Consider the following 24527-nt stretch of genomic DNA (forward strand, 5'->3'; position numbering starts at 1 on the left):
TCAGGCGGGCGCCTGCCCGGCGCGCGCGCGCTCCTGCAGGCGGGCCTTCTCCTCGGGGCTCATGGCGTCCAGCTGCAACCTGGCGCGGGCCAGCCTGAGCAACTGGCCCGGCGTTGCCTCGCGGTCGCGCAGCCGCTGGGCGAGACCGGCGACGCTGGGGTGCTCGAACAGGTCCGCCGGCTGGATCTCGCACTTCAGAGCATTGCGTATCCCCGCCACCAGCTTGATCACCAGCAGCGAGTGGCCGCCCATCGCGAAGAAGTCCTGTTGCACGCCCAGCCGCTCCCGGCCCAGCAAGGCGGCCATCCGTGCGGCCAGCCATTGCTCGAGGGGATCGGCGGGCGCCACGTACTCTTCCGTTTCGCTGGCGCACAGGCGCTGCAGGGCCTGGCGGTCGAGCTTGCCGTTGGGCAGACGCGGCAGCTGCGTCAGGGAGCGCACCTGGCGGGGCACCATAGCCGCCGGCAGTCGCTCGGCCAGCTGTTGCCGTAGCACCGTGGCGTCGTCGGCGGCGTCCCGCAGCACCACGAACGCCGAGGTCCCCTCCTCGCCATCGGCACCGGGCAGCACCACTGCCTCGGCGACCGCTGGCAGGCGCAGCAGCTCGCTTTCGATCTCCGTCAGGTCGACGCGGAAGCCGCGAATCTTCACCTGCTGGTCGCGCCGGCCCTGTAGCTGCACAGCGAGGTCCGGACGGTAGCGCGCCAGGTCGCCGGTGCGGTACAGGCGCTGGCCGGGGTGGAAGGGGTCCTCGACGAACGCCGCCGCGCCCTCCCCGCCCAGGTAGCCACGACACAGCTGCGCGCCACCCAGGTAGACCTCGCCCAGCACGCCGACCGGTGCCAGGCGCAGCTGTTCGTCGAGCACGTAGACACGGTTGTTGGGCAGCACCCGGCTCAGCGGCGCGACCTCCTCGTCGCCGTGCAGCGGGTGCACCATCACCCCTACGCAGGCCTCGCTCGGGCCGTAGTGGTTGAACAGGCGGCTAGCCGGCGCCTCGGCGCGCAACCGCCGCAGCAGCGCCGGGGCGCAGGGCTCGCCGCCCAGCACCAGGGTCGTCGGCATCGCCAGCGGCTGGTCGTCGAGCAGCGCGGCCAGGTGCGAGGGCACGATCTTCAGGCAGTCGATGCGACGCTCGGCGAGGAAGGCGGCGAAGCGCCGCGCGTCGCCCATGGTCGCCTCGTCCGCCACGTGCAGAGCGGCACCGTTGTAGAGCGCACCATACAGCGTGGTGTTGCCCAGATCGGCCGCCACCGAGGAGCTCAGCGCGAAGCTGGCGCAGCGCTCCAAGCCCAGTACCTCGGAGGCGCCGGCCACGTAGTTGAGCAGTTGCCCGTGCTCTATCACTACCCCCTTGGGCGTGCCGGTGGAACCGGAGGTGAACAGCACATAGGCGACGTCGTTCGCCGCCACCTCGTGGGCCGGCGGCGCTGCCGCGGCCGGCGCCGCCAGCAGTTCCTCCACCGTGCAGACGTGCAGACCATCCGCCACCAGCGGCTCCGCGCCCAGCACTACGCTGGCGCCGGTCTGGCGGATCAATTGCAGTTGGCGGGCCGGCGGCCACTGCGGGTCGAGCGGCAGGTAGGCGGCACCCAGGCGCCAGGCCGCGAGGATGCCGCCAAGCAGCGCCACCGAACGCGGCAGGGCCAACGCCAGCGTGGCGCCGGGGGCCACGCCCAGACGCTGCAGACCGGCGGCCAGGTGTTCGACCAGCGCGGCCAGTTGCGCATAACTCAGTGACTGGCTGGCATCGCTGACGGCAAGGGCCTCGGGCGTCTGCTGCAGCCAGTGGGCGAACCGCTGCGGCAGCAGCTCGGCGCCAGCAGGGGTGGCCGGCGGGTTGATGGCGTGCAGGCGGCGGGCCTGCGCCTCTTCCAGCAGCGGCAGGCTGGCCAGGGGTGCGGTGGGCTCAGCCAACGCGCCCTGCAGCAGCACCAGGTACTGTTCCTGCAAGGCCAGCAGAGCGTCGGCCGTATAGTGCCCGGTGTCGCTGCGCAGGATCAGGACCTCGGGCACGCCGTTGGCGTCCAGCTGCAACTGCAGCAGCAGTTCGAAGCCATCTCCCGCGGCGTCTTCCTCGTGCGCCTGCCAATCCAGGCCGCCGCCACTGGCCGGCGCGGCGCGACGGCGGCTGGCGAAGCCCAGGGCCGGGCCAGCCAGCGCATCCGGCGCCCAGTATTCCTGCCAGGCGCGGTGCGCCTCCAGTTGCTCGGCCAGCTGCGCTGCCAGGCTGGCGGCGCCGGCCTGCGGCTGCGCGGTCAGTTGCAGCGGCAGGGTGCGCTCGAACACCCCGGCGGCGCCGGCGAAGTAGTCGTAGTCGTGGCGCGCGTCATGCCGCACCCCGACCAGCAGTCGCGGGGTACCGGCGATGCGTGCCAGCAGCGCCCACCAGACGGCCTGCAGCAGCATCTCCGGCTCCTGGCCACTGGCGCCCAATGCCTGGCGCAGCGCCTCGGACAGGGCCTTGCGCAGCGCCGCGGGCGCACCGGCCTGGCCACACCGGTACGGCAGGCGGCTGCCGGCCTGCGCCTCGGCACCGCCCTGCAGGTGCGTGGTCCAGTAGGCGCGGGCCTCGGCGGCATCCTCGTCGAGGACCACCTCGGCGCGCCAGGCCAGGTACTGGCTGAACGGTCCGACCTCTTCCTCATCCGCCTCGGCATCCTCGCCGGCGTAGAGCGCAGCCAGCTGCGCCGGCAGCGCGGCAAGGCTGGCCGCGTCCAGCAGCAGGCGCGACACGCCCAGCTCCAGGCGCCAGTCCTCGGCGCCACGCTGCAGTAGCAACGCATCGGCCGCCGGCAACGCGTCCAGGCTGAAGCGGCGCGCCAACCAGACGGCGCGTGCGCTCTCGCCCTGCGCCGCGTCCACCTCGGTCAGGAGCGGCGCGACGCTTGCCGGGAAGCGCTGGCGCCAGCCGTGGTAGCCCGGCACCCGGCACAGGACGGCGGCCAGCGCCTGCTGGCGCTCGGCCAGGCGCGCCAGGGCGCCGCGCAGGCGCTGCGGGTCCAGCGTACCGCGGATCTCCAGCGCCAGACGCAGGCTGGCCTGCTCCCAGCTGGGCTGCTCCGGCAGGGCGGCGGCCAGGGCCTGCTGCTCCGGGGTCAGCGCCAGGCCGATGTCGTCGATCAGTTCAGCGGCGCTCATGCTTGGGCCTCCAGGGTGTCGGCGGCCGACGCGGCGACGGTGCGCTCGCGCAGGTCCTTCTGCTCGTACATGTCGCCCATGGCGACGACTATCTTGCGCGGCCCCTCGTAGGGATCGCGGGCGTGGGCGGCCAGCATGTTGTCGAGCAGAATCACGTCGCCCTTCTGCCAGTCGAAGCGCACCGCGCAGGCCTCGTAGAGCTCGCCGAGCAGTTCCATCACCGCGTCCTCGATCGGTGTGCCGTCGCCGTAATAGACGTTGCGCGGCATGCGCTCCAGCCCATACATGGCCAGCAGGTCCTCGCGCACGTCCGGGTCCAGGCAGTGGATGTGGTGCAGCTGCACCTGGTTGAAGAAGCTCGCCTCTCCGGTGACCGGGTGGCGGATGATCGCCGGGCCGGGAGTGCGGATCTGCAGCTCGTCGGCCCCCAGCCATTGCCACTGGATGCCCGACTCGCGGCAGCGGCGCTCTACCTCGGCGCGGTCCTCGGTCTTGAAGAAGTGCTGCCAGGGCACGTCGAGCTTGTCGGCGAAGGTGCGCACGTAGAGCAGCCCCTTGGCCTCGAAGCGCTGGCGCAGTTCCTGTGGCAGGCGCTGGTACATCAGCCGGCAGTCCACCACCGGGGTGGCGCCGCCCTTCAGCGAGGGCTGCTCGCAGTAGAACAGTTGCTTGCGCGGCCAGCGGTCCTGGTGCGAGCTTTCGTTGTGGAAGAGGATCATCTTGCGCTCCGGGTAGGGCGTGGAGCGATAGGTGTTGCGCCCGCCCTCTTTCTTCGGCAGGTCGCCATACTGCCCGTAGAGCCCCGGCTGCACTGCCTCGGCGAAGGCCTCGAAACCCTGGATGCCGTCCAGACGGAAGCCGCGGAAGAGGATGCCAGCGTGCTCGGCCAGCTTCTGCTCCAGCAGCGGGCGGTTGTGCCGCGTCCACTCGATGAGGTCGAGCTGGCTGTCGCTCGGCTCCATCAGCAGCGGGAAGCGCTGACCGGGCACCAGCGGCGTCTCGCGCATGCCGGCCGGCTGCACGACGCCACCGGCCGACGCGGTGCCGGCGCGCTTGAGGAACTTGCCCAGCTTGTCGGCTTTGGGCCCCTTTGCGGTGGGCGTGGAAACGCCCGTGGATGGAACGTCGATTGGCATGCTGATAGCTCCCAGCTTCCTGTCCTGATCGGTGGCGAACTGTTCCAGCAGCGCGGTCCAGGCGCCGAGGAAACGCTGGATGCTGTCGCGCTGGAACAGTTCGGAGGCGAATTGCCAGTTACCCTGCAAACGCCCCTGTTCCTCTTCAACGAACAAGGCCATGTCAAATTTGGAGTGGACCTCCACCGCCGCCAGCGCTTCCACTTCCAAGCCGTCGATGGCGGCCCGTCGCGCCGGCAGGTTGTTCATCACGAAAAGCACCTGCAGCAGCGGGTTCATGCCTTTGAAACGCGGCACCGCGACACTCTCGACGATCATGTCGAAGGGCAGGTCCTGGTGCTCCAGCGCCGCCAGCAGGTCCTGCTGGATCTGCCGCAGATAGCTGCCCAGCGGCAGTTCGTCGCGCAGCCGCGAACGCAGCGGCAGTACGTTGACGAAGAAGCCGATCAGCGCCTCCAGGTCGGTATGCCCGCGCCCGGCCACATCCACGCCGACCACCACGTCGTCACTGCCGCAGAGACGGTGCAGGAACAGCTGGAACGAGCCCAACAACAGGCTGTAGAGGGTCACTCCATGGCGCTGGGCGACCTCGCGCAGGCGCGCGACCAGCGCGGCCGGCAGCTCGAAGCCGAGCTGGCCGCCGGCCTGCGAGGCGCTGGGCGCCCGCGGTCTGTCCAGCGGCAGCGGCAACTGCCCGCTGTAGCCGGCCAGACGCTCGCGCCAGTAGCCGGCCTGCTGTTCGAGAATGCCGGCGGCCTGCAGTTGCTCCTGCCACAGGGAGAAGTCGGAGTACTGCAGTGGCAGCGCCGGCAGTTCGCCGCTCTCGCCGCGTTGAAGGCGCGAGTAACTCTGCACCAGGTCGTTGATCAGCACGCCGAGGGACCAGCCGTCGGAGATGATGTGGTGCATCGAGTGCAGCAGCACGTGCTCGTCGGCCCCCAGGCGCAGCAACCGGGCGCGCACCAGCGGCGCCTGCTCGAGGTCGATGGGCGTGGTCGAAAGTGCGCGGAAGGCCTCGTTCACCCGCACATCGCGTTCGGCCGGGGCCAGCGCCGACAGGTCCTCCAAGGGAATGTCCAGGCTCGCCCGCGCGGCGATCAGCGCCAGCGGGTTGCCCTCCTCGTCCTGGCTGTAGGCGGTGCGCAACACCTCATGGCGTTGGGCGACCAGTTCGAAGCTGCGCCGCAGGTGCTCCACCGCCAGCGGTCCGCGCAGGCGCAGGGCCATGGGCATGCCGTAGGCGGAGCTGCCACCGGAGAGCTGCTCGGTGATCCACAGGCGGCGCTGTACCAGCGACAGCGGCGCGCGAGTCTTGGCGCCGTGGCTGCGCAGCTGCGGCACCGCCGTGGCGGCCCCCTGGCCAGCCAGGCCAGCAATGTGCGCAGCCAGGTCGCCCAGGCACGGATGCTCGAACAGGTCGCGCAGGCCCAGCGGGGCGTCCAGCAGCTGGCGCAGGCGCGACAGTACCTGCGTGGCCAGCAGCGAGTGGCCGCCCAGTTCGAAGAAGTTGTCCTCCAGGCCCACCTGCTGCAGTTGCAGCACCTCCTGCCAGATGGCCGCCAGGGCCAGTTCCAACTCGCTGCGCGGGGCCACGTAGGCCTGCTGCGCCTGGCTGGCGTCCGGCGCCGGCAACGCGCGGCGGTCCAGCTTGCCGTTGGCGGTCAGCGGCAGGCTACCGAGGAACAGCAGGTGCGTCGGCACCATGTGTTCCGGCAGCTTGGCCTTGAGGGCGCCGCGCAGTTGCTCGCGCAGGTCGTCCCCCTCCTCCTTCGGCACTATGTAGGCCACCAGTTGCGTACCGCCCGGCCCTTCGTGGGGCAGTACTGCCACCTCGCGCACCTGCGGTTGCTCCAGCAGGCGCGCCTCGATCTCGCCCAGCTCGATGCGGAAACCACGAATCTTCACCTGGTGATCGATGCGGCCGATGTACTCGATCACCCCATCGCGACGGAAACGCGCCAGGTCGCCGGTGCGGTACAGGCGCCCACCCTCGCCGGAGAACGGGTCGGCCACGAAGCGCGTACTGCTCAGGTCCGCACGGTTCAGGTAGCCCCGCGCCAGGCCGGCGCCACCGACGTAGAGTTCGCCGATGCAGCCCGGCGCCACCGGCTCCAGCTGGGCATCCAGCAGGTACCACGACAGGTCCGGGATGGGCTCGCCGATGGGGCTGGCGGCACCGCCCTCCAGATCGGCCAGGGTGATCGGCCGGTAGGTGACGTGCACCGTGGTCTCGGTGATGCCGTACATGTTGATCAGGCGCGGCGCCTGGTCGCCGAAGCGTTCGAACCAGGGACGCAGCGCAGTGACTTCCAGCGCCTCGCCGCCGAACACCACATGGCGCAGCGCCAGATCGATCTCCCGCGCCGGGTCGCACGCCACCTGTTGCAGCTGCTTGAACGCCGAAGGCGTCTGGTTCAGCACGGTGACGCGCTCACGGCACAGCAGCGCCAGGAAGTCCTCCGGCGAGCGACTGATTTCGTGCGGCACGATGACCAGCTTGCCGCCGTACAGCAGCGCGCCAAAGATTTCCCACACCGAGAAGTCGAAGGCATAGGAGTGGAACAGCGTCCAGGCATCGTCCTCGCCGAAGCCGAACCAGTGGTTGGTGGCTTCGAACAGACGCAGCACATTGCGGTGCGGCAGCAAGGTGCCCTTCGGCTTGCCGGTGGAGCCGGAGGTGTAGATCACGTAGGCCAGGTTATCGACCGTGGCGCGATTGGCCGGGTCGCTTTCCGGGTAGCCCGCCAGCCAGTCGGCGCCGCCCTCCAGCAGCAGGGTCTGCACACCGGGCGCCGCGGGCAGTTGCCCCTGCACCTCGGCCTGGGTCAGCAGCAGGCCGATGGCGCTGTCCTCGATCATGTAGGCCAGGCGGTCCTGCGGATAGCGCGGGTCCAGCGGCACGTAGGCGCCGCCGGCCTTGAGGATCGCCAGCAGGCCGACGACCATCTCCAGGCTGCGTTCCACGGCCAGCCCCACCAGCACGTCCGGGCCCACGCCGGCCTCGATCAGCCGATGCGCCAGGCGGTTGGCCCGGGCGTTAAGCTCGCCATAGCTCAGGGCCCGGCCCTGCAAGGTTACCGCCACCGCCTGCGGGCGCAACGCGGCCTGGCGGGCGATGCCCTGGTGCAGGCATTCCTCCACCGGGAAACCGCGCAGATCCGGGTTCCAGGCCCGCAGTACGGCGTCACGCTCGGCCTCGGCCAGCATCGGTAGCTCGCCCAGACAACGCTGCGGCGCCTCCACCATGGCCTGTAACAGCTGCAGCCAATGCCCGGCGATGGTGGCGACGGCGCGCTCGTCGAACGCCGCACGCGCATAGCTGCACCGCAGCTCCAGGCGCTCGCCCTGGTTGACCAGCACGGTCAGCGGGTAGTGTGTCTGCTCGTGGTTGCTCAATGCCTCGACGCGCAGGTCGGCCGGCGCCTCTTCGTTCAGCGCCTCGGCTACCGGATAGTTCTCGAACACCAGGATGTTGTCGAACAGCGCCTCGCCACCCTGCCCGGCCCAGCGCTGGATGTCGTACAGCGGCGTGTGCTGTTGCTCGCGCAGCTCCAGGTTGAGCGCCTGCACCTGCTGCAGCCATTGCGCCAGGCTCTGCTCGGCGCGCGGGCTGGCGATCACCGGCAGGGTGTTGATGAACAGGCCGATCTGCTGCTCGATGCCGCGCAGCTGGGCCGGGCGCCCGGACACGGTGGCGCCGAAGGCCACCGTGGCCTGCCCGGTATAGCGCTGCAGCAGCAGCAGCCAGGCGGCCTGCACCAGGGTGTTGAGGGTGACCTTCTGCTCTCGGGCGAAGGTGTTCAGGCGTTGCGTCCAGCGCTCGTCCAGTTCCAGCGCGTGGTCGGCGTAGCCCGGCTGCGCCGCCACTTCCGGGGCCAGCACCGCGGCCAGCCGGGTCGGCTCCTCCAGGGCCGCCAGTTGCGGCTTCCAGAAGGCTTCGCTGCGCGCTGCGTCCTGCTCCTGCAGCCAGGCGATGTAGTCGCGGTAGCGCCCACTGCCGCGCGCGACCTCCAGGCCACGGTAGCGTTGCAGTACCTCGCCGAGCAGTTGCGAGTTACTCCAGCCGTCCATGAGGATGTGGTGGTTGGTGTAGATCAGGTGGTAGCGACGTTCACCCGTGCGCACCGCCAGCAGGCGCAACAGCGGTGCCTCGGCCAGGTCGAAGCCCAGCCGTGCCTCGCCCCCGGCCAGGGCGTCGAGGGCCTTGCCCAGGTCAGCGCGGCCGCGCCAGTCGAGCAGGCTGAACGGCAATTCGACGCGCTTGCGCACCACCTGCAGTGGCTGCGCCTGGTGCCACAGGAAGCCGGTGCGCAGGATGGCGTGGCTGTCCAGCGCCGCCTGCCAGGCCTGGCGGAAGCGCTCGGGGTCCAGGCCCTCCACGTCCAGGCGCAGCTGGTTGAGGTAGTCGCCGCTGTCCTGCTGGTACAGGCTGTGGAACAGCATGCCCTGCTGCATCGGCGACAACGGGTAGAGGTCTTCGATCTGCCCCGGCGCCAGCGGCAGGCTGTCCAGTTCGGCCTGGGCGAGCCCGGCCAGGGGGAAGTCCGAGGGCGTCACTCCTTGCCCCTGAGCCGAGCAGCAGTGCGCCACCAGCGCCTGCAGTTCGTCGGCGTAGGCGTTGGCCAGGGCCTGGATGTCGGCCTCGACGAAGCACTCGCCGCTGAAGCTCCAGTCGATGACCAGGGCGCCGGCATAGACCTGGCCGTTGAGGGTCAGCCCGGCGCCCATCGGCGCCCGTGGGTCGCGCTCGGCGCCGGGCGATTCACCACTGGGCACGAAGAACGCGTCCTGTTCGGTGGCGAAGCTGCCGTCGAACTGGCCCAGATAGTTGAAGGTGATGTTCGGCTGCGGCAGCGCGGCCAGCGCCGCGCGGTCCGCTTCCTTGCTCAGGTAGCGCAGCACACCGAACCCAAGGCCCTTGTTCGGCACCGCGCGCAGTTGTTCCTTGATGCGCTTGAGCGCTTCGCCCGGCTTACCCGCCGGGCTCAGGCGCAGCGGGAAGACGCTGGTGAACCAGCCGACCGTGCGGCTCAGGTCGATGTCGTCGAACAGTGCCTCGCGGCCGTGGCCTTCGAGCAGCACGGCGGTTTCGGGCTGCCCGGTCCAGCGGCAGATCACCCGCGCCAGCGCGGTCAGCAGCAGGTCGTTGACCTGGGTGCGGTAGGCCGCCGGCGCTTCCTGCAACAGGCGGCGGGTAGCCTCTGCGTCCAGTCGGGTGCGTACCGAGCGTGCGTGTTGCAGACTCTGCGCGCCCTCGGGGTTGGCGCCGGGCAGGGCGAGGTCAAGGCCACGCAGCTGTTCCAGCCAGTAACCACGCTCGGCCTCCAACACGCCGCTGGCGGCATGGGCCTGCAGGCGTTCGGCCCAGTGCTTGAAGGCGCTGGTCTTGGCTGGCAGGACGATGGCCTGCCCGGCCTCGGCCTGGCGGTAGGCGCCTTGCAGGTCCTCGAAGAGCACGCGCCAGGACACCCCATCCACCACCAGGTGATGGATCGCCAGCAGCAGGCGCTGGCTGCCATCGTCCAGCTCGACCAGCAGCGCACGCAGCAACGGCCCCTGGGCCAGGTCCAGGCTGCGTTGCGCGGCCTCAGCCAGGGCCAGCAGCGCGTCGGCGTCCGCCGCACGAGCCTGCCACAGCAGTTCGCCGTCGGCCGCCTCCAGCCCCTGGTGCTCGGCGCGCCAGTTGCCCTGCTCTTCGTGGAAGCTCAGGCGCAGCGCGTCATGGTGTTGCAGCACTGCGCGCAGCGCCTGGGCCAGCGCGTCGGCCCGCAGGGGTTGCAGCGCGCGCAGCAGCACCGACTGGTTCCAGTGCTGGCGCTGCGGGATGGCTTCGGCGAAGAACTGCTGCTGGATCGGCAGCAGCGGCGTGGCGCCGCGCACCGGCCCCTGCTCGATGGCCTGCGCCGCGCCTTGCACCGCCACGCTGGCAAGGCCACCGACGGTCTGGTGCAGGAACAGGTCCTTGGGACTGAGGTGGATGCCGGCCTGGCGTGCGCGACTGACCACCTGGATGGAGATGATGGAGTCGCCGCCCAGTTCGAAGAAGTTGTCTTCCAGGCCCACGCGCTCCAGCTTCAGCACTTGCGCCCAGATCGCCGCCAGGCGTTTTTCCAGTTCGCTACGCGGGGCCACGTAGGCCTGCTGCGCCTGGCTGGCGTCCGGCGCCGGCAGCGCGCGGCGGTCCAGCTTGCCGTTGGCGGTCAGCGGCAGGCTACCGAGGAACAGCAGGTGCGTCGGCACCATGTGTTCCGGCAGGACCGCCTTGAGCGCCGCGCGCAGTTCGTCGCGCAAGCCTTCGCATTCTCGACTGGGGACTATGTAGGCCACCAGTTGCGTACCGCCCGGCCCTTCGTGGGGCAGTACTGCCACCTCGCGCACCTGCGGTTGCTCCAGCAGGCGCGCCTCGATCTCGCCCAGCTCGATGCGGAAACCACGAATCTTCACCTGGTGATCGATGCGGCCGATGTACTCGATCACCCCATCGCGACGGAAACGCGCCAGGTCGCCGGTGCGGTACAGGCGCCCGCCCTCGCCGGAGAACGGGTCGGCCACGAAGCGCGTACTGCTCAGGTCCGCACGATTCAGGTAGCCCCGCGCCAGGCCGGCGCCACCGACGTAGAGTTCGCCGATGCAGCCCGGCGCCACCGGCTCCAGCTGGGCATCCAGCAGGTACCACGACAGGTCCGGGATGGGCTCGCCGATGGGGCTGGCGGCACCGCCCTCCAGATCGGCCAGGGTGATCGGCCGGTAGGTGACGTGCACCGTGGTCTCGGTGATGCCGTACATGTTGATCAGGCGCGGCGCCTGGTCGCCGAAGCGTTCGAACCAGGGACGCAGCGCAGTGACTTCCAGCGCCTCGCCGCCGAACACCACATGGCGCAGCGCCAGATCGATCTCCCGCGCCGGGTCGCACGCCACCTGTTGCAGCTGCTTGAACGCCGAAGGCGTCTGGTTCAGCACGGTGACGCGCTCACGGCACAGCAGCGCCAGGAAGTCCTCCGGCGAGCGACTGATTTCGTGCGGCACGATGACCAGCTTGCCGCCGTACAGCAGCGCGCCAAAGATTTCCCACACCGAGAAGTCGAAGGCATAGGAGTGGAACAGCGTCCAGGCATCGTCCTCGCCGAAGCCGAACCAGTGGTTGGTGGCTTCGAACAGACGCAGCACATTGCGGTGCGGCAGCAAGGTGCCCTTCGGCTTGCCGGTGGAGCCGGAGGTGTAGATCACGTAGGCCAGGTTATCGACCGTGGCGCGATTGGCCGGGTCGCTTTCCGGGTAGCCCGCCAGCCAGTCGGCGCCGCCCTCCAGCAGCAGGGTCTGCACACCGGGCGCCGCGGGCAGTTGCCCCTGCACCTCGGCCTGGGTCAGCAGCAGGCCGATGGCGCTGTCCTCGATCATGTAGGCCAGGCGGTCCTGCGGATAGCGCGGGTCCAACGGCACGTAGGCGCCGCCGGCCTTGAGGATCGCCAGCAGGCCGACGACCATCTCCAGGCTGCGCTCCACGGCCAGCCCCACCAGCACGTCCGGGCCCACGCCGGCCTCGATCAGCCGATGCGCCAGGCGGTTGGCCCGGGCGTTAAGCTCGCCATAGCTCAGGGCCTGGTCCTGCAAGGTCACCGCCACCGCCTGCGGGCGCAACGCGGCCTGGCGGGCGATGCCCTGATGCAGGCATTCCTCCACCGGGAAACTGCGCAGGTCCGGGTTCCAGGCCCGCAGCACGGCGTCACGCTCGGCCGCGTCGAGCAGTTCCAGCTCGCCGATGCGCGCCTCCGGGTGTGCCACCATGGCCTGCAGCAGGTTGACCCAGTGCGCGCCGATGCGCTCGGCGCTGGCGGCATCGAACAGGTCGCAGGCGTAGGTCAGCTCGGCGCTCAGGCCCTGGGCGGTCTCGCAGGTGTCCAAGGTCAGGTCGAACTTGGCGGTCCGCACCTCCCAGACCATGTCCTCGATGCGCAGCCCGGCCGGTCCCACGCTGCGCGCGCCGCTGTGGTGCTCGCGCTGGTGGTTGTACAGCACCTGGAACAGCGGCGCATGGCCAAGGCTGCGCTCCGGCTGCAAGGCGTCCACCAGTTGCTCGAAGGGCAGGTCCTGATGGCCCTGGGCCTCGACCACAGCCTGCCGCACCTGCCCCAGAAGGCTGCGGAAGCTTGTTTGCGGGTCGACTTCGGCGCGCAGTACCTGGGTGTTGACGAAGAAGCCGATCAGCCCTTCGGTCTCCAGGCGGTTGCGGTTGGCGATGGGCACGCCGACGCGGATGTCCGCCTGGCCGCTGTAGCGGTGCAGCAGGGCCTGGAACGAGGCCAGCAGGAGCATGAACAAGGTGCTGCCCTCGGCCTGCGCCAATTGCCCAAGGGCCTGTTCCAGCCCGGCCGGCAGGGCGATGCGCAAGCGTCTGCCACGCTGGCTGCGCTGGCTCGGCCGCGGGCGGTCGCCGGGCAGCTCCAGCAGCGGCTGCTCGCCGCCCAGGCGCTCGCGCCAGTAGGTCAACTGGCGCTCGCCCTCGCCGGCGGCCAGCCACTGGCGCTGCCAGGCGGCGTAGTCGGCATACTGGATCGGCAGCTCGGCGAACCTCGGCGCCTGCCCGGCGCTGCGCGCGGCATAGGCCTGCAGCAACTCCTCGACCAGCACCTGCAGCGACCAGCCGTCGGCGACTATGTGTTGCAGGGTGAGGACCAGCACCCGGTCCTCGGCCTGGCTTTCCAGCAGCAGGACACGCAGCAAGGGGCCGTTGCGCAGGTCGAAGGGCCGGTGCGCCTCCGCTTCGACCAGGGCGCGCAGCGCCGCCTCGTCCGTGCCCGGCGCCAGCTTGCGCTGCTCGATGGCCAGCGCCAGCCGTGGGTGGATCAGTTGGCGCGGCTCGCCGCCGACCTCATCGAAGGTGCTGCGCAGGCTTTCGTGGCGCAGCAGCAGGTCGTCCAGCGCCGCCTGCAGCGCCGCCACGTCCAGCTCGCCGCGCAGGCGCAGCGCCAGGGGGATGTTGTAGGCCGGGTTGTCCGGCTCCAGCTGCCAGAGGAACCACTGGCGCTCCTGGGCGAACGACAGCGGTGCAGCTTCGCCGCTGCGCAGCGGGATGCGCGCTTCGGCCTGCGGCGCCAGCCCGCCCAGGGCGGCAGCGAAGCCGGCCAGGGTCGGCTGTTCGAACAGCAGCCGCAGCGGCGCCTGGACGCCCAGGCGGCGGCGCACCCGTGAGGCCACCTGGGCCACCAGCAGGGAGTGCCCGCCGAGGTCGAAGAAGTGGTCTTCACGGCCGATGCGCTGCACGCCCAGCAGTTCGCTCCAGATCGCCGCCAGGGTCTCCTCCAGCTCGCCCAGCGGGGCGCTGAAGGCAGCCTGCGCCAGAACCGCCTCGGGTTGCGGCAGGGCCTTGCGGTCGACCTTGCCGTTGGGGGTCAGCGGCAGTTCGGCCAGGAACACCCACTGCGCCGGCACCATGTAGTCCGGCAGGCCGGCCAGCAGGGCTTGCCTGAGCTGCTCGCGCAGCGCCGGCAGGGCATCGGCCTTGTGTCCGGCCGCCGGCACCAGATAGGCCACCAGTTGAGCGCCGCCGGGGCCGGGCTGGGCCACCACCACAGCGGCGTGCACGGCGTCCTGTTGCAACAGGTGCGCCTCGATCTCGCCCAGCTCGATGCGGAAGCCGCGGATCTTCACCTGGTGGTCGATGCGACCCAGGTACTCGATCACTCCGTCGGCGCGGTAGCGCGCCAGGTCACCGGTGCGGTACAGGCGTTCGCCCAGCCCGAAGGGGCTGGCCACGAAGCGTTCGGCGGTGAGCGCCGGGCGCTGGAGATAGCCGCGCGCCAGCCCCTCACCGCCGATCAGCAGTTCGCCGGCGACGCCTGGCGCGCAAGGTTCCAGAAACTCATCGAGGATGTACAGGCCGGTATTGTCGATGGGTGCCCCCAGGTACGGGCGGCCCTGGGCCGGCACACGGTACTGCGCCGACCAGATGGTGGTCTCGGTGGGGCCGTAGAGGTTCCACAACTCTGGCGCCTGTTGCAACAGGCGTTGCGCCAGCTCCTCGGGCAGCGCTTCGCCGCCGCAGAGCAGGCGGCAGCCGTGCAGCAGCGGCGCACGCTCGCTGTCCAGCAGCATGCGCCAGGTCGCCGGGGTGGCCTGCATCACGTTCACGGCGTGGCTCTGCACCAGGTCGAGCAGTGCTTCGGGGTCCTGCGCGGCGTCGCTGGCGGCCAGCACCACGCAGGCACCCCGGGCCAGCGGCACGTAGAGTTCCAGGCCGAAGATGTCGAAGGAGAAGGTGGTCAGCGACAGCAGCCGGTCGCCCGCCGCCACGCCGGGTTGGCGGGCCATGCTGGCGACGAAGTTGGCCAGCGCGGCATGCCGTACCATCACGCCCTTGGGCTTGCCGGTGGAGCCGGAGGTATAGATCACGTAGGCGAGGTTCTGTGCCCCGGCCACTGGCGCCAGGTCGCCATCGGCGCGATCCTGCAGCAGCGCGTCCAGGTCGTCCAGCAGCAGGGCCGCGCAAGGCTGCTCGAGGGCGAGCTGTTCAAGTACCTGCTGCTGCGTCAGCAGCAATGCCAGGCCGCTGTCCTGCACCATATAGCGCAGGCGATCGGCGGGGTAGCGCGGGTCCAGTGGCACGTAGGCGCCGCCGGCCTTGAGCACCGCCAGCAGGCTCACCACCATGGCTACGCCGCGCTCCAGGGCGATGCCCACCAATTGCTCGGCGCCCACGCCACGCTCGCGCAGAAGGTGCGCCAGGCGGTTGGCCCGGGCATTGAGTTCCGCGTAGCTCAGGCGTGCCTCGCCGAACAGCAGCGCCGGCTCGTGGGGAGTCAGCGCGGCCTGGCGCTCGAACAGCTGGTGCACGCCCAACTCGGCGGGGAACCCGACCGGCGCCGGGTTGCACTGGAGCAGCAGGGCCTGGCGCTCGTCCGCATCGAGCATCGGCAGTTCGCCCAGGCGCTGCTGCGGGTCGCGCACCAGCGCCTGCAGCAGGTTGCTCCAGTGGCGGCCCAGGCGCTCGACGCTGGCGGCGTCGAACAGGTCCAGGGCGTAGGTGAACTCGGCGCGGATGCCCTGCGCCGTCTCGTAGGTTTCCAGGCTCAGGTCGAAGGGCGCGCCGGGCGCCTCCCACGACAACTGCTCCACCACCAGCCCCGGCAGATCGGCCAGGCGCGCGCCATGGCCGGCGACGCCCTGGTGGTTGTACATCACCTGGAACAGCGGGCTGTGGCCGAGGCTGCGCTCCGGCTGCAGCGCCTCCACCAGTTGCTCGAAAGGCAGGTCCTGGTGGGCCTGGGCCTCCACCGCCACGCGCCGCACCTGCTGCAACAGCTCGCGGAAGCTGCGTTGCGGATCCACCTCGGCGCGCAGCACCTGGGTGTTGACGAAGAAGCCGATCAGCCGTTCGGTCTCCACCCGGTTGCGGTTGGCCACCGGGACCCCGACACGGATGTCGCGCTGGCCGCTGTAGCGCTGCAGCAGGGCCTGGAACGATGCCAGCAGGAGCATGAACAGAGTGACGTCCTCGCGCCGCGCCAAAGCCTTGAGCGCCTCGCTCAGTTCGGCCGGCAGCTGCACTGCGCTACGCGCGCCACGGTAGCTCTGGCGCGGCGGGCGCGGTCGGTCGCAGGGCAGTTCCAGCACCGGTTGCACGCCGCCCAGCCGGGCCTGCCAGTAAGCCAGCTGGCGCTCGCGCTCGCCGGCTTCCAGCCAGTGACGCTGCCAGATGGCGTAGTCGGCATATTGGATCGGCAGGTCCGCCAGGTTCGCCGTACCGCCCTGGCGGTGGGCAGCGTAGAGGGCGATGAGCTCTTCCACCAGCACGCCCATGGACCAGCCATCGGCCGCCGCGTGGTGCAGGGTCAGTGTCAGCACGTGATCATCCGCCGCCAGGCGCAACAGACGTGCACGCAGCAGTGGGCCCTTACGCAAATCGAAGGGCTGACGCGTCTCGTTCTCGACGAAAGCGGCAATGGCCATGGCCACGTCGCCCACGCCCGCCTCGCTCACCGGCAGGTCCACCGACGACTCGGCGAGGATCAGCTGGCGTGCGTGGTCCTGCTCCTCATCCTCGACGAACAGCGTGCGCAATGCCTGGTGCCGGCTCACCACGCCGGCCAGCGCGGCGCGCAGCGCCTCAAGGTCCAGCTCGCCGCGCAGGCGTAGCGCCGAGGGGATGTTGTAGGCCGGGCTGTCCGGCTCCATCTGCCAGAGGAACCACTGGCGTTCCTGGGCGTAGGACAGCGGCAGGCTGTCGAACGCCGAGGCCACCTCGGGAATCGGCAGGTTCGCCGGCGAGACGCCCTCTTCCAGCATCTTCTGCAGGTAGGCCTTGCGCTTGTCGAGCGGCAGGGTGATGAAGCGCCTGGCGATCCTCAGGGCGACATTCATATCCATCAAGCTTCCTCCATTTCGTCAAGCAGGGCTTCCAGCTTGTTCAGTTTCGATGTGTCGACCTGTTCGCCGGCACCTTGCAGCTGCTCGACGAAGACGGCCAGGGTGGGGAACTGGAACAGCAATTGCGGGGTGAGCTTCAGCCCCAGCTCCAGCTGCAGGCGCGAGACCACGCCGACCGCCAGCAGCGAATGGCCGCCCAGTTCGAAGAAGTGGTCGTCGCGGCCCACGCGCTCGAGCCCCAGGACCTCGCACCAGATGGCCGCGACCTGGTTCTCCAGCTCGCCCTGCGGAGCCACGTAGTCTTCTTGGCGGGTACTGGCATCGGGCAACGGCAGGGCCTTGCGCTCGACCTTGCCGCTGGGCGCCAGCGGCAGCCGCTCCAGCAACAGCAGGTGCGCCGGCAGCATGTATTCCGGCAGGCGCTCGCGCAGGTGCGCGGCCAGGCGGGTGCGCAGGTCCTCGGTGTCGCCGGGCCACGCGCGCGGCACCGCGTAGGCCACCAGCTGCAGGCCGCCGGCTGCGGGTAGCGCCAGTACCAGGGCCCGGGCCAGGGCCGGGTGTTCGCCCAGGCAGGCCTCGATCTCACCCGGCTCGATGCGGTAGCCGCGGATCTTCACCTGTTGGTCGGCGCGGCCGAGGTACTCCAGCACGCCGTCGGCGCTCCAGCGCGCCAGGTCGCCGGTGCGGTACAGGCGCCGGCCGGGAGCGCCGAACGGATCGGGCACGAAGCGCTCGGCGGTCAGCCCCGGGCGGCCGTGGTAGCCGCGGGCGAGCAGTTCGCCGCCCACCGCCAGTTCGCCCACCACGCCTTCGGCCACCGGCTGGCCGGCGCCGTCGAGCACGTACAGGGCGCGCCCGGGCAGGGTGCGGCCGATCGGCAGACTGGCCGGCAGCGCGGCGGCGCCGTTCAGGTAGGCGGCGCAGTCCAGACTGGTGACCGTGACCGTGGCCTCGGTGGGGCCGTAGGTGTTGAGCAGGCGCACGTGCTGCAGCCCGGCTGCGCGCCAGGCCGCCAGGCCTTCCGGCGGCATGGCCTCGCCGCCGCTGTGGACCTGGCGCAGGCGCCCATAGTCGCGAGGGCCGCGCGCGGCGAAGTCGCGGGCGAGCATGCCCCAGTACGCCGCAGTGAGGTACAAGGTGGTGATGCCCAGGTCGAGGATCTGCCGATACAGCGTCTCGCTGTCCCACACCTGTGCGTCACGCAGCACCACCGAGGCGCCCCGGGCCAGTGGCGGGTAGAGCTGCTCGACGAAGGCGTCGAAGCTGAAGCTGGAGAACTGCAGCATGCGGTCCTCGCGGTCGATGCCGTAGAAGTCCGCCGCCACTTCGACGTGGCGGGCCAGGGCCTGGCGGCTGATGGCCACGCCCTTGGGCCGACCGCTGGAGCCGGAGGTGAACATCACGTAGGCGAGGTTGGCCGGCTGCGCGCGCGGCGCCGGGTCATGGGCCGGGTGGGCGGTCCAGGTGGCCTCGTCGTCCAGCGCCAGGCACGCCAGCGACGCCGGCAGCGCCAGGCCGGCCAGCAACTCGGCCTGGCCCAGCAGCAGGCGCAGGCCGCTGTCCTGGATCATGTAGCCCAGGCGCTCGGCCGGATAGTCCGGGTCCAGCGGCACGTAGGCGCCGCCGGCCTTGAGCACCGCCAGCAATGCCACCACCAGCTCCAGGCCACGCTCCATGGCAACGCCCACCAGCACGTCGGGGCCGACACCAGCCTCGATGAGGCGGTGCGCCAGGCGGTTGGCGCGGGCGTTCAGCTCGCCATAGCTGAGTTCGCGGCCATCGAACAGCAGCGCGCAGGCCGTCGGCTGGCACGCGGCCTGCTCGGCGAAGCGCAGTTCGACGTCGCGCTCGTCGGCGTAGCGCCCGGGGTTGTACGCCCAGTCGCGCAGCAGGCGCTGGCGTTGTTCGCCCTCGATGAGTTCGAACTCGCCCAGCGCGGCCTGCGCGCCAAGCGCCGGCATCTGCGCCAGCAGGTGCGTCAGTTGACGGTCCAGGCGCTCGATGGCGGCCGCGGTGAAGTGCGCACGGTCGTAGCCGTACTGCAGCTCCAGGGTGCTGCCAGCGTTGACGCCCAGGCTCAACGGGTAGTTGGTCTGCTCGTGGCTGGCCATGGCGCCGAAGGTCAGGCCTTCGCTGGCCTGTTCCTGGAGCACGGCGGCCACCGGATAGTTCTCGAACACCAGGATGTTGTCGAACAGCGCCTCGCCGCCCTGCCCGGCCCAGCGCTGAATGTCGTACAGTGGCGTGTGCTCGTGCTCGCGCAAGGCCAGGTTCTGCTCCTGCACCTGCTGCAGCCACTGCCCGAGGGGCTGCTCGGCGCGCGGGCTGGCGATCACCGGCAGGGTGTTGATGAACAGCCCGACCTGTTCCTCGACACCGCGCAAGTCTGCCGGTCGACCCGCCACGGTGGCGCCGAAGGCCACCGTGGCCTGGCCGCTGCAACGCTGTAACAGGAGCAGCCAGGCGGCCTGCACCAGGGTGTTGAGAGTGACTTTCTGGGCCCGGGCGAACTCGGCCAGGTCGCGGGTCCGCTCGGCATCCAGCTCGCAGCGGAACTCGGCGTGGCCGCTGCCACCCAGCTCGCCGGCAACCAGGGCGCGGGCCAGTCGGGTGGGCTCCTCCAGCGGACGTAGCTGTTCGCGCCAGAAGGCTTCATCGCGCTGCGCGTCACGCGCCTGCAGCCAGGCGATGTAGTCACGGTAGCGTCCCGCCGGGCGCCGCGGCTCGGCGCCGTGGTAGCGCTGCAGCACCTCGCCGAGCAGGTGCGCGTTGCTCCAGCCGTCCATGAGGATGTGGTGATTGGTGTAGATCAGGTGCCAGGCATGTTCGCCGCTGCGCACCAACGCCAGGCGCAGCAGTGGGGCGCGACCGAGGTCGAAGCCCTGCTCGCGCTCGGCGGCGGCCAAGCCGTCGAGGGCCTCGGTGAGGTCCGCGCGACCGCGCCAGTCGACCAGGCTGCAGGGCATCTCGACATGGCGGCGGACAAATTGCAGCGGCACCTCGCTGCCCTGCCAGAGGAAGCCGGTGCGCAGGCTGTCGTGGGCGTCCAGCACGGCCTGCCAGGCCTGGTGGAAGCGCTGCGGGTCCAGGCCCTCCACGTCCAGGCGCAGCTGGTTGATGTAGTCGCCGGCGTCCTGCCGGTACAGGCTGTGGAACAGCATGCCCTGCTGCATCGGCGACAGCGGGTAGAGGTCGTCGATTTCGCCGAGGGCCAACGGCAGGTGATCCAGCTGCTCCTGCCGCAGGTGTGCCAGGGGGAAGTCAGAGGGCGTGGCGCCCTGCCCCGGCGCCGCGCAGCAGTGCGCCAGCAGCACGCGCAGTTCCTCGGCGTAGGCGTCGGCCAGGGCCTGGATGTCGGCCTCGGCGAAGCGCTCGCCGCTGAAGCTCCAGTCGATGCGCAACTGCCCGCCATAGACCCGGCCGTTGAGCGCCAGCCAGTTGGCCATGGGCGCGTCGGGGCTCTGGTCGGCGCCGGCGGCCTCGCCGCTGGGCACGAAGAGCGCGTCCTGGGCGGCGGCAAAGCTGGCGTCGAACTGGCCCAGGTAGTTGAAGGTGATGCGCGGCTGCGCCAGCCCGGCCAGCTCGATCTCGCCCTCGCGATGGCGCAGCAGGCCGAAGCCGAGCCCCTTGTTCGGCACCGCGCGCAGTTGTTCCTTGACGCGCTTGAGCGCTTCGCCCGGCTCACCCGCCGGGCTCAGGCGCAGCGGGAAGACGCTGGTGAACCAACCGACCGTGCGGCTCAGGTCGATGTCGTCGAACAGTGTCTCGCGGCCGTGGCCTTCGAGCAGCACGGCGGTTTCGGGCTGCCCGGTCCAGCGGCAGATCACCCGCGCCAGCGCGGTCAGCAGCAGGTCGTTGACCTGGGTGCGGTAGGCCGCCGGCGCTTCCTGCAACAGACGGCGGGTGGCCTCGGCATCCAGCTCGGTGTGTACCGAACGGGCATGACGGTTGGTCTGATCGCCCTCGGGGTTGGCGACGGGCAAGGCGAGGTCAAGGCCACGCAGCTGTTCCAGCCAGTAGCCGCGCTCGGCCTCCAACGCGCCGCTGGCGGCATGGGCCTGCAGGCGTTCGGCCCAGTGCTTGAAGGCGCTGGTCTTGGCTGGCAGGACGATGGCCTGCCCGGCCTCGGCCTGACGGTAGGCGCCTTGCAGGTCCTCGAAGAGCACGCGCCAGGACACCCCATCCACCACCAGGTGGTGGATCACCAGCAGCAGGCGCTGGCTGCCGTCCGCCTGAGTGGCCAGCAGCGCACGCAGCAACGGCCCCTGGACCAGGTCCAGGCTGCGCTGGGCGGCCTCGGCGTGCCGGCGCAACACCTCGTCGCCGGCCATCTCGACCTGGCGCAGCAGCCCCTGGGCCACCTCGGCCTGGTGCTCGGCGCGCCAGTTGCCCTGTTCCTCGCGGAAGTTCAGACGCAGCGCGTCATGGTGCTCCACCACGGCCTGCAGAGCGCGTTCCAGCGCTCCGGCATCGAGGCGCTCACGCACCTTCAGCAGCACCGACTGGTTCCACCAGTGGCGCTCAGGGATGGCCTCGGCGAAGAACGCCCGCTGCACCGGCAGCAGCGGCGTGGCACCGCGCACCGGCCCCTGGTCGATGCCGACGGCGCCACCGAGGCTGGCCAGCGGTGCCAGCTCGGCGATGCTCTGCGCCTGGAACAGCGCCTTGGGGGTGAAGTGGATGCCGGCCTGGCGCGCGCGGCTGACCAGTTGCAGGGAGACGATCGAGTCGCCGCCGATCTCGAAGAAGTTGTCGTCCACGCCCACCTGCGGCAACCCCAGGACATCGGCCCAGATCGCCGCCAGGCGTTTTTCCAGTTCGTTGCGCGGGGCCACGTAGGCGCCCTGTTGCTCCTGCGCGACGGGCACTGGCAAGCCCTTGCGGTCGAGCTTGCCGTTGGGCGTCAGCGGCATGCGCTCGAGGAAAAGCAGGTGCGCCGGCAGCATGTATTCCGGCAGCCGCTCCCGCAGGGCCTCTCGCAGCGCCGTACGGCAGGCCGCCTGGGCATTGCCCGGCGCCGCCAGGGCGGCATCCTGCGGCACCACGTAGCCGACCAACTGCATGCCGCTGCCGCCACTCTGGGCCACCACCACCGCCTCGCGCACCGCCGGCAGCTCGCGCAGGCGTGCCTCGATCTCGCCCAGCTCGATGCGGAAGCCTCGGATCTTCACCTGGTGATCGACCCGGCCGAGGTAGTCGACCAAGCCGTCGGCGCGGCCACGGGTCAGGTCGCCACTGCGGTACAGGCGGCTGCCGGGGGCGCCGAAGGGGTCCGGGACGAAACGCTCGGCGGTCAGCGCCGGGCGCTCCAGGTAGCCGCGGGCCACGGCCTCGCCGCCCAGGTACAGCTCGCCCGCCACGCCGATAGGCAGCGGGTTGAGCTGCGGGTCGAGGATGTAGCCGCAACGATTGCCGATCAGCTCGCCGATGGGCATGTAGGCGGCGCCACAGGGGTCGCCGCGGCGCGCTTTCCAGAGCAGCGGGGTGACCACCGTCTCGGTCGGACCGTAGCCGTTGAACAGGTACTTCGGTTGCAGCGCACGCCAGGCCAGGTCGTAGCTGGTCTGGGCCACCGCGTCTCCGCCGCAGCAGTAGATGCGCACCGGCGGCGGATTGCCGACGCGCTCGGCGTGCTCGGCCAGTTGCTGCATGTACACCGGCGGGAACACGGCCACCGTTACCCCGTAGTGGCGCAGCTTCTCGTAGGCCTGTTCCGGCAGCCACAGCTCGTCCTCGCGCACCAGCACCCGCGCGCCGTACACCAGCGGGTGCATCCAACCCTCGTGGGCGCCGTCGAAGGCGAACGACATGAAGTGCATCTCGCAGTCGTCCGGGGTCATTTCGTAGCGCTCGCCGTTGGCCAGGATGTGCGCGGCCAGCGGCCCGTGCTCCACCGCCACGCCCTTGGGCAGGCCGGTGGAACCGGAGGTGTAGATGACATAGGCCAGGTTGCCGCCGGCCAGGTCCGTCTGCGGTTCGTGGTCGGGGCCGGCGTGCCAGTCGAGGTCGCGGTCCAGGGCCAGGCTGGTCAGCCCTTCGGGTAGCGGCAGGCGCGGCAGCAGGCGGCTGTCGCTGAGCAGCAGCTGCGCGCGGCTGTCCTGCATCATGTACAGCAGGCGTTCGCGGGGATACTCGATGTCCAGCGGCACGTAGGCTCCGCCGGCCTTGAGCACGCCGAGGAAGGCCACCACACTTTCCAGGCTGCGTGGCAGGGCGATGGCCACCCGCGCCTCGGGGCCGACGCCACGGGCGATCAGCGAGTGGGCCAGGCGGTTGGCGCGACGGTCCAGCTCAGCAAAGCTGAGGCTGCTGTCGCCGAACAGCAGCGCGGTGGCCTGCGGCGTGCGCCGCGCCTGGTCGGCCACCAGCTGGTGCACCAGGCGCTGGCGCGGGTAGCCGGCGCCGGTCCGGTCCCAGAGCGCACGGAGCTGCCGCTGCTCGTCGGCATCGAGCAGGCCGATGCACCCCAGCGGCTGCTGCGGGTCGGCGATGAACGCCTCGATCAGGTTCAGCCAGTGGCGGTGCAGGCGCGTCACGCCCTCCTCGCTGAACAGCGCGCTGTCGTAGCTGTAGTGCAGGCTGAGGCCGGCGCCCAGGCCCAGGGCAACGGTCAGCGGGTAGTTGGTCTGCTCGTGGCTGGCCAGGGCGCCGAAACGCGGGCCCTCGCCGGCGCCGCGCGCCAGCACCTCGGCCACCGGATAGTTCTCGAACACCAGCAGGCTGTCGAACAGCGCCTCGCCGCCCAGGCCGGCCCAGCGCTGGATGTCCACCAGCGGCGTGTGTTCCTGCTCGCGCAGCGCCAGGTTCTGCGCCTGTACCGCCCGCAGCCAGGCCGCCACCGTCAGCTGCGGCGCCGGACTGCCGACCACCGGCAGGGTGTTGATGAACAGCCCGATCTGCCGCTCGATGCCCGGCAGCTGCGCCGGGCGGCCGGCGACCGTGGCGCCGAAGGCCACGCAGTCCTGGCCGCTGTAGCGCTGCAGCAGCAGCGCCCAGGCTGCCTGCAGCAGGCTGTTGAGAGTCACCTGGTGACCCACGGCGAAGCGTTTCAGGCGCTCGGTATGCGCCGGCTCCAGGGTCCATTGCAGGCTGCGCATGCCGGCCTCGCCGGCGCGCGGCTGCGGCGCCGCGGCCTGGGCCAGGCGGGTCGGCTCCTGCAGCTCGGCCAACTGGCCTTTCCAGAAAGCCTCGCTGGCGGCCTTGTCCTGCGCCTGCAGCCAGCCGATGTAGTCGCGGAAGCGCCCGGGGCTGCCGCCCGGGGCACGCCCGGCGTAGCGCTCCAGCACTTCGCCGAGCAGCTGCGCATTGCTCCAGCCGTCCAGCAGGATGTGGTGGTAGGTGTGCACGAGGTGGTAGCGCTGCTCGTCGCAACGCACCAGTTGCAGGCGCATCAGCGGCGGCTGGCGCAGGTCGAAACCGCGCTGGCGTTCCTGCTCGGCGAGCCGGTCGAGGACCACGGCGCAATCGGCGCGGCCGCGCCAGTCCAGTGTCTCGAACGGCAGTTCGACGTGGCGCAGCACCGCCTGCAGCGGCTGCGCCAGGTCGCCCTCGCTGAGGAAACCGGTACGCAGGATGTCGTGGGCATCCAGGGTAGCCTGCCAGGCCTGGCGGAAGCGCTGCGGATCCAGCGCCTCGATGTCCAGGCGCAATTGGTTGACGTACTGCTCGCTGTCCTGCTCGTAGAGGCTGTGGAACAGCATGCCCTGCTGCATCGGCGATAGTGGATAGAGGTCGTCGATTTCGCCGAGTGCCAGCGGCAGCGCGTCCAGTTGCGCCTGGTCCAGCCCGGCCAGGGGGAAGTCCGAGGGCGTCGCCCCGGCGTGGCGCGGGTCGCGGCAGTGGTCGATGAGCGCTTGCAGTTCGCGCGCGTAGTCGTCCACCAGGCGC

The 24527-nt window shown here is 70.7% G+C and carries 3 protein-coding genes (1 of these 3 running past the window's edge); all 3 read right to left on the reverse strand.

Annotation, left to right across the window (positions count from 1 at the left end; genetic code table 11):
* Tightly spaced (each overlapping or abutting the next), the 3 genes in view from ACTWJ5_RS16875 to ACTWJ5_RS16885 form a layout consistent with a single transcriptional unit that may run on beyond the window.
* Positions 1 to 3141, reverse strand: coding sequence for a non-ribosomal peptide synthetase family protein (locus tag ACTWJ5_RS16875; protein ID WP_444436135.1), 3141 nt, complete (start codon positions 3139 to 3141; stop codon positions 1 to 3).
* The gene (locus tag ACTWJ5_RS16880) at positions 3138 to 16640 is read right to left on the reverse strand and encodes a non-ribosomal peptide synthase/polyketide synthase (protein ID WP_444436136.1); all 13503 of its coding nucleotides are present in this window, start codon (positions 16638 to 16640) and stop codon (positions 3138 to 3140) included. The genes ACTWJ5_RS16875 and ACTWJ5_RS16880 overlap by 4 nt, the downstream gene beginning before the upstream one ends.
* Positions 16640 to 24527, reverse strand: partial view of a non-ribosomal peptide synthase/polyketide synthase gene (locus ACTWJ5_RS16885; protein WP_444436138.1) — the 3' portion only. Its footprint extends 4496 nt past the window's final position; 7888 of the gene's 12384 nt are visible here — the last part of the coding sequence; its start codon lies off the right edge, out of view; its stop codon occupies positions 16640 to 16642. The genes ACTWJ5_RS16880 and ACTWJ5_RS16885 overlap by 1 nt, the downstream gene beginning before the upstream one ends.

This window comes from Pseudomonas sp. A6, assembly GCF_052367875.1.
GTDB classification, from domain to species: Bacteria; Pseudomonadota; Gammaproteobacteria; order Pseudomonadales; family Pseudomonadaceae; genus Pseudomonas; species Pseudomonas citronellolis.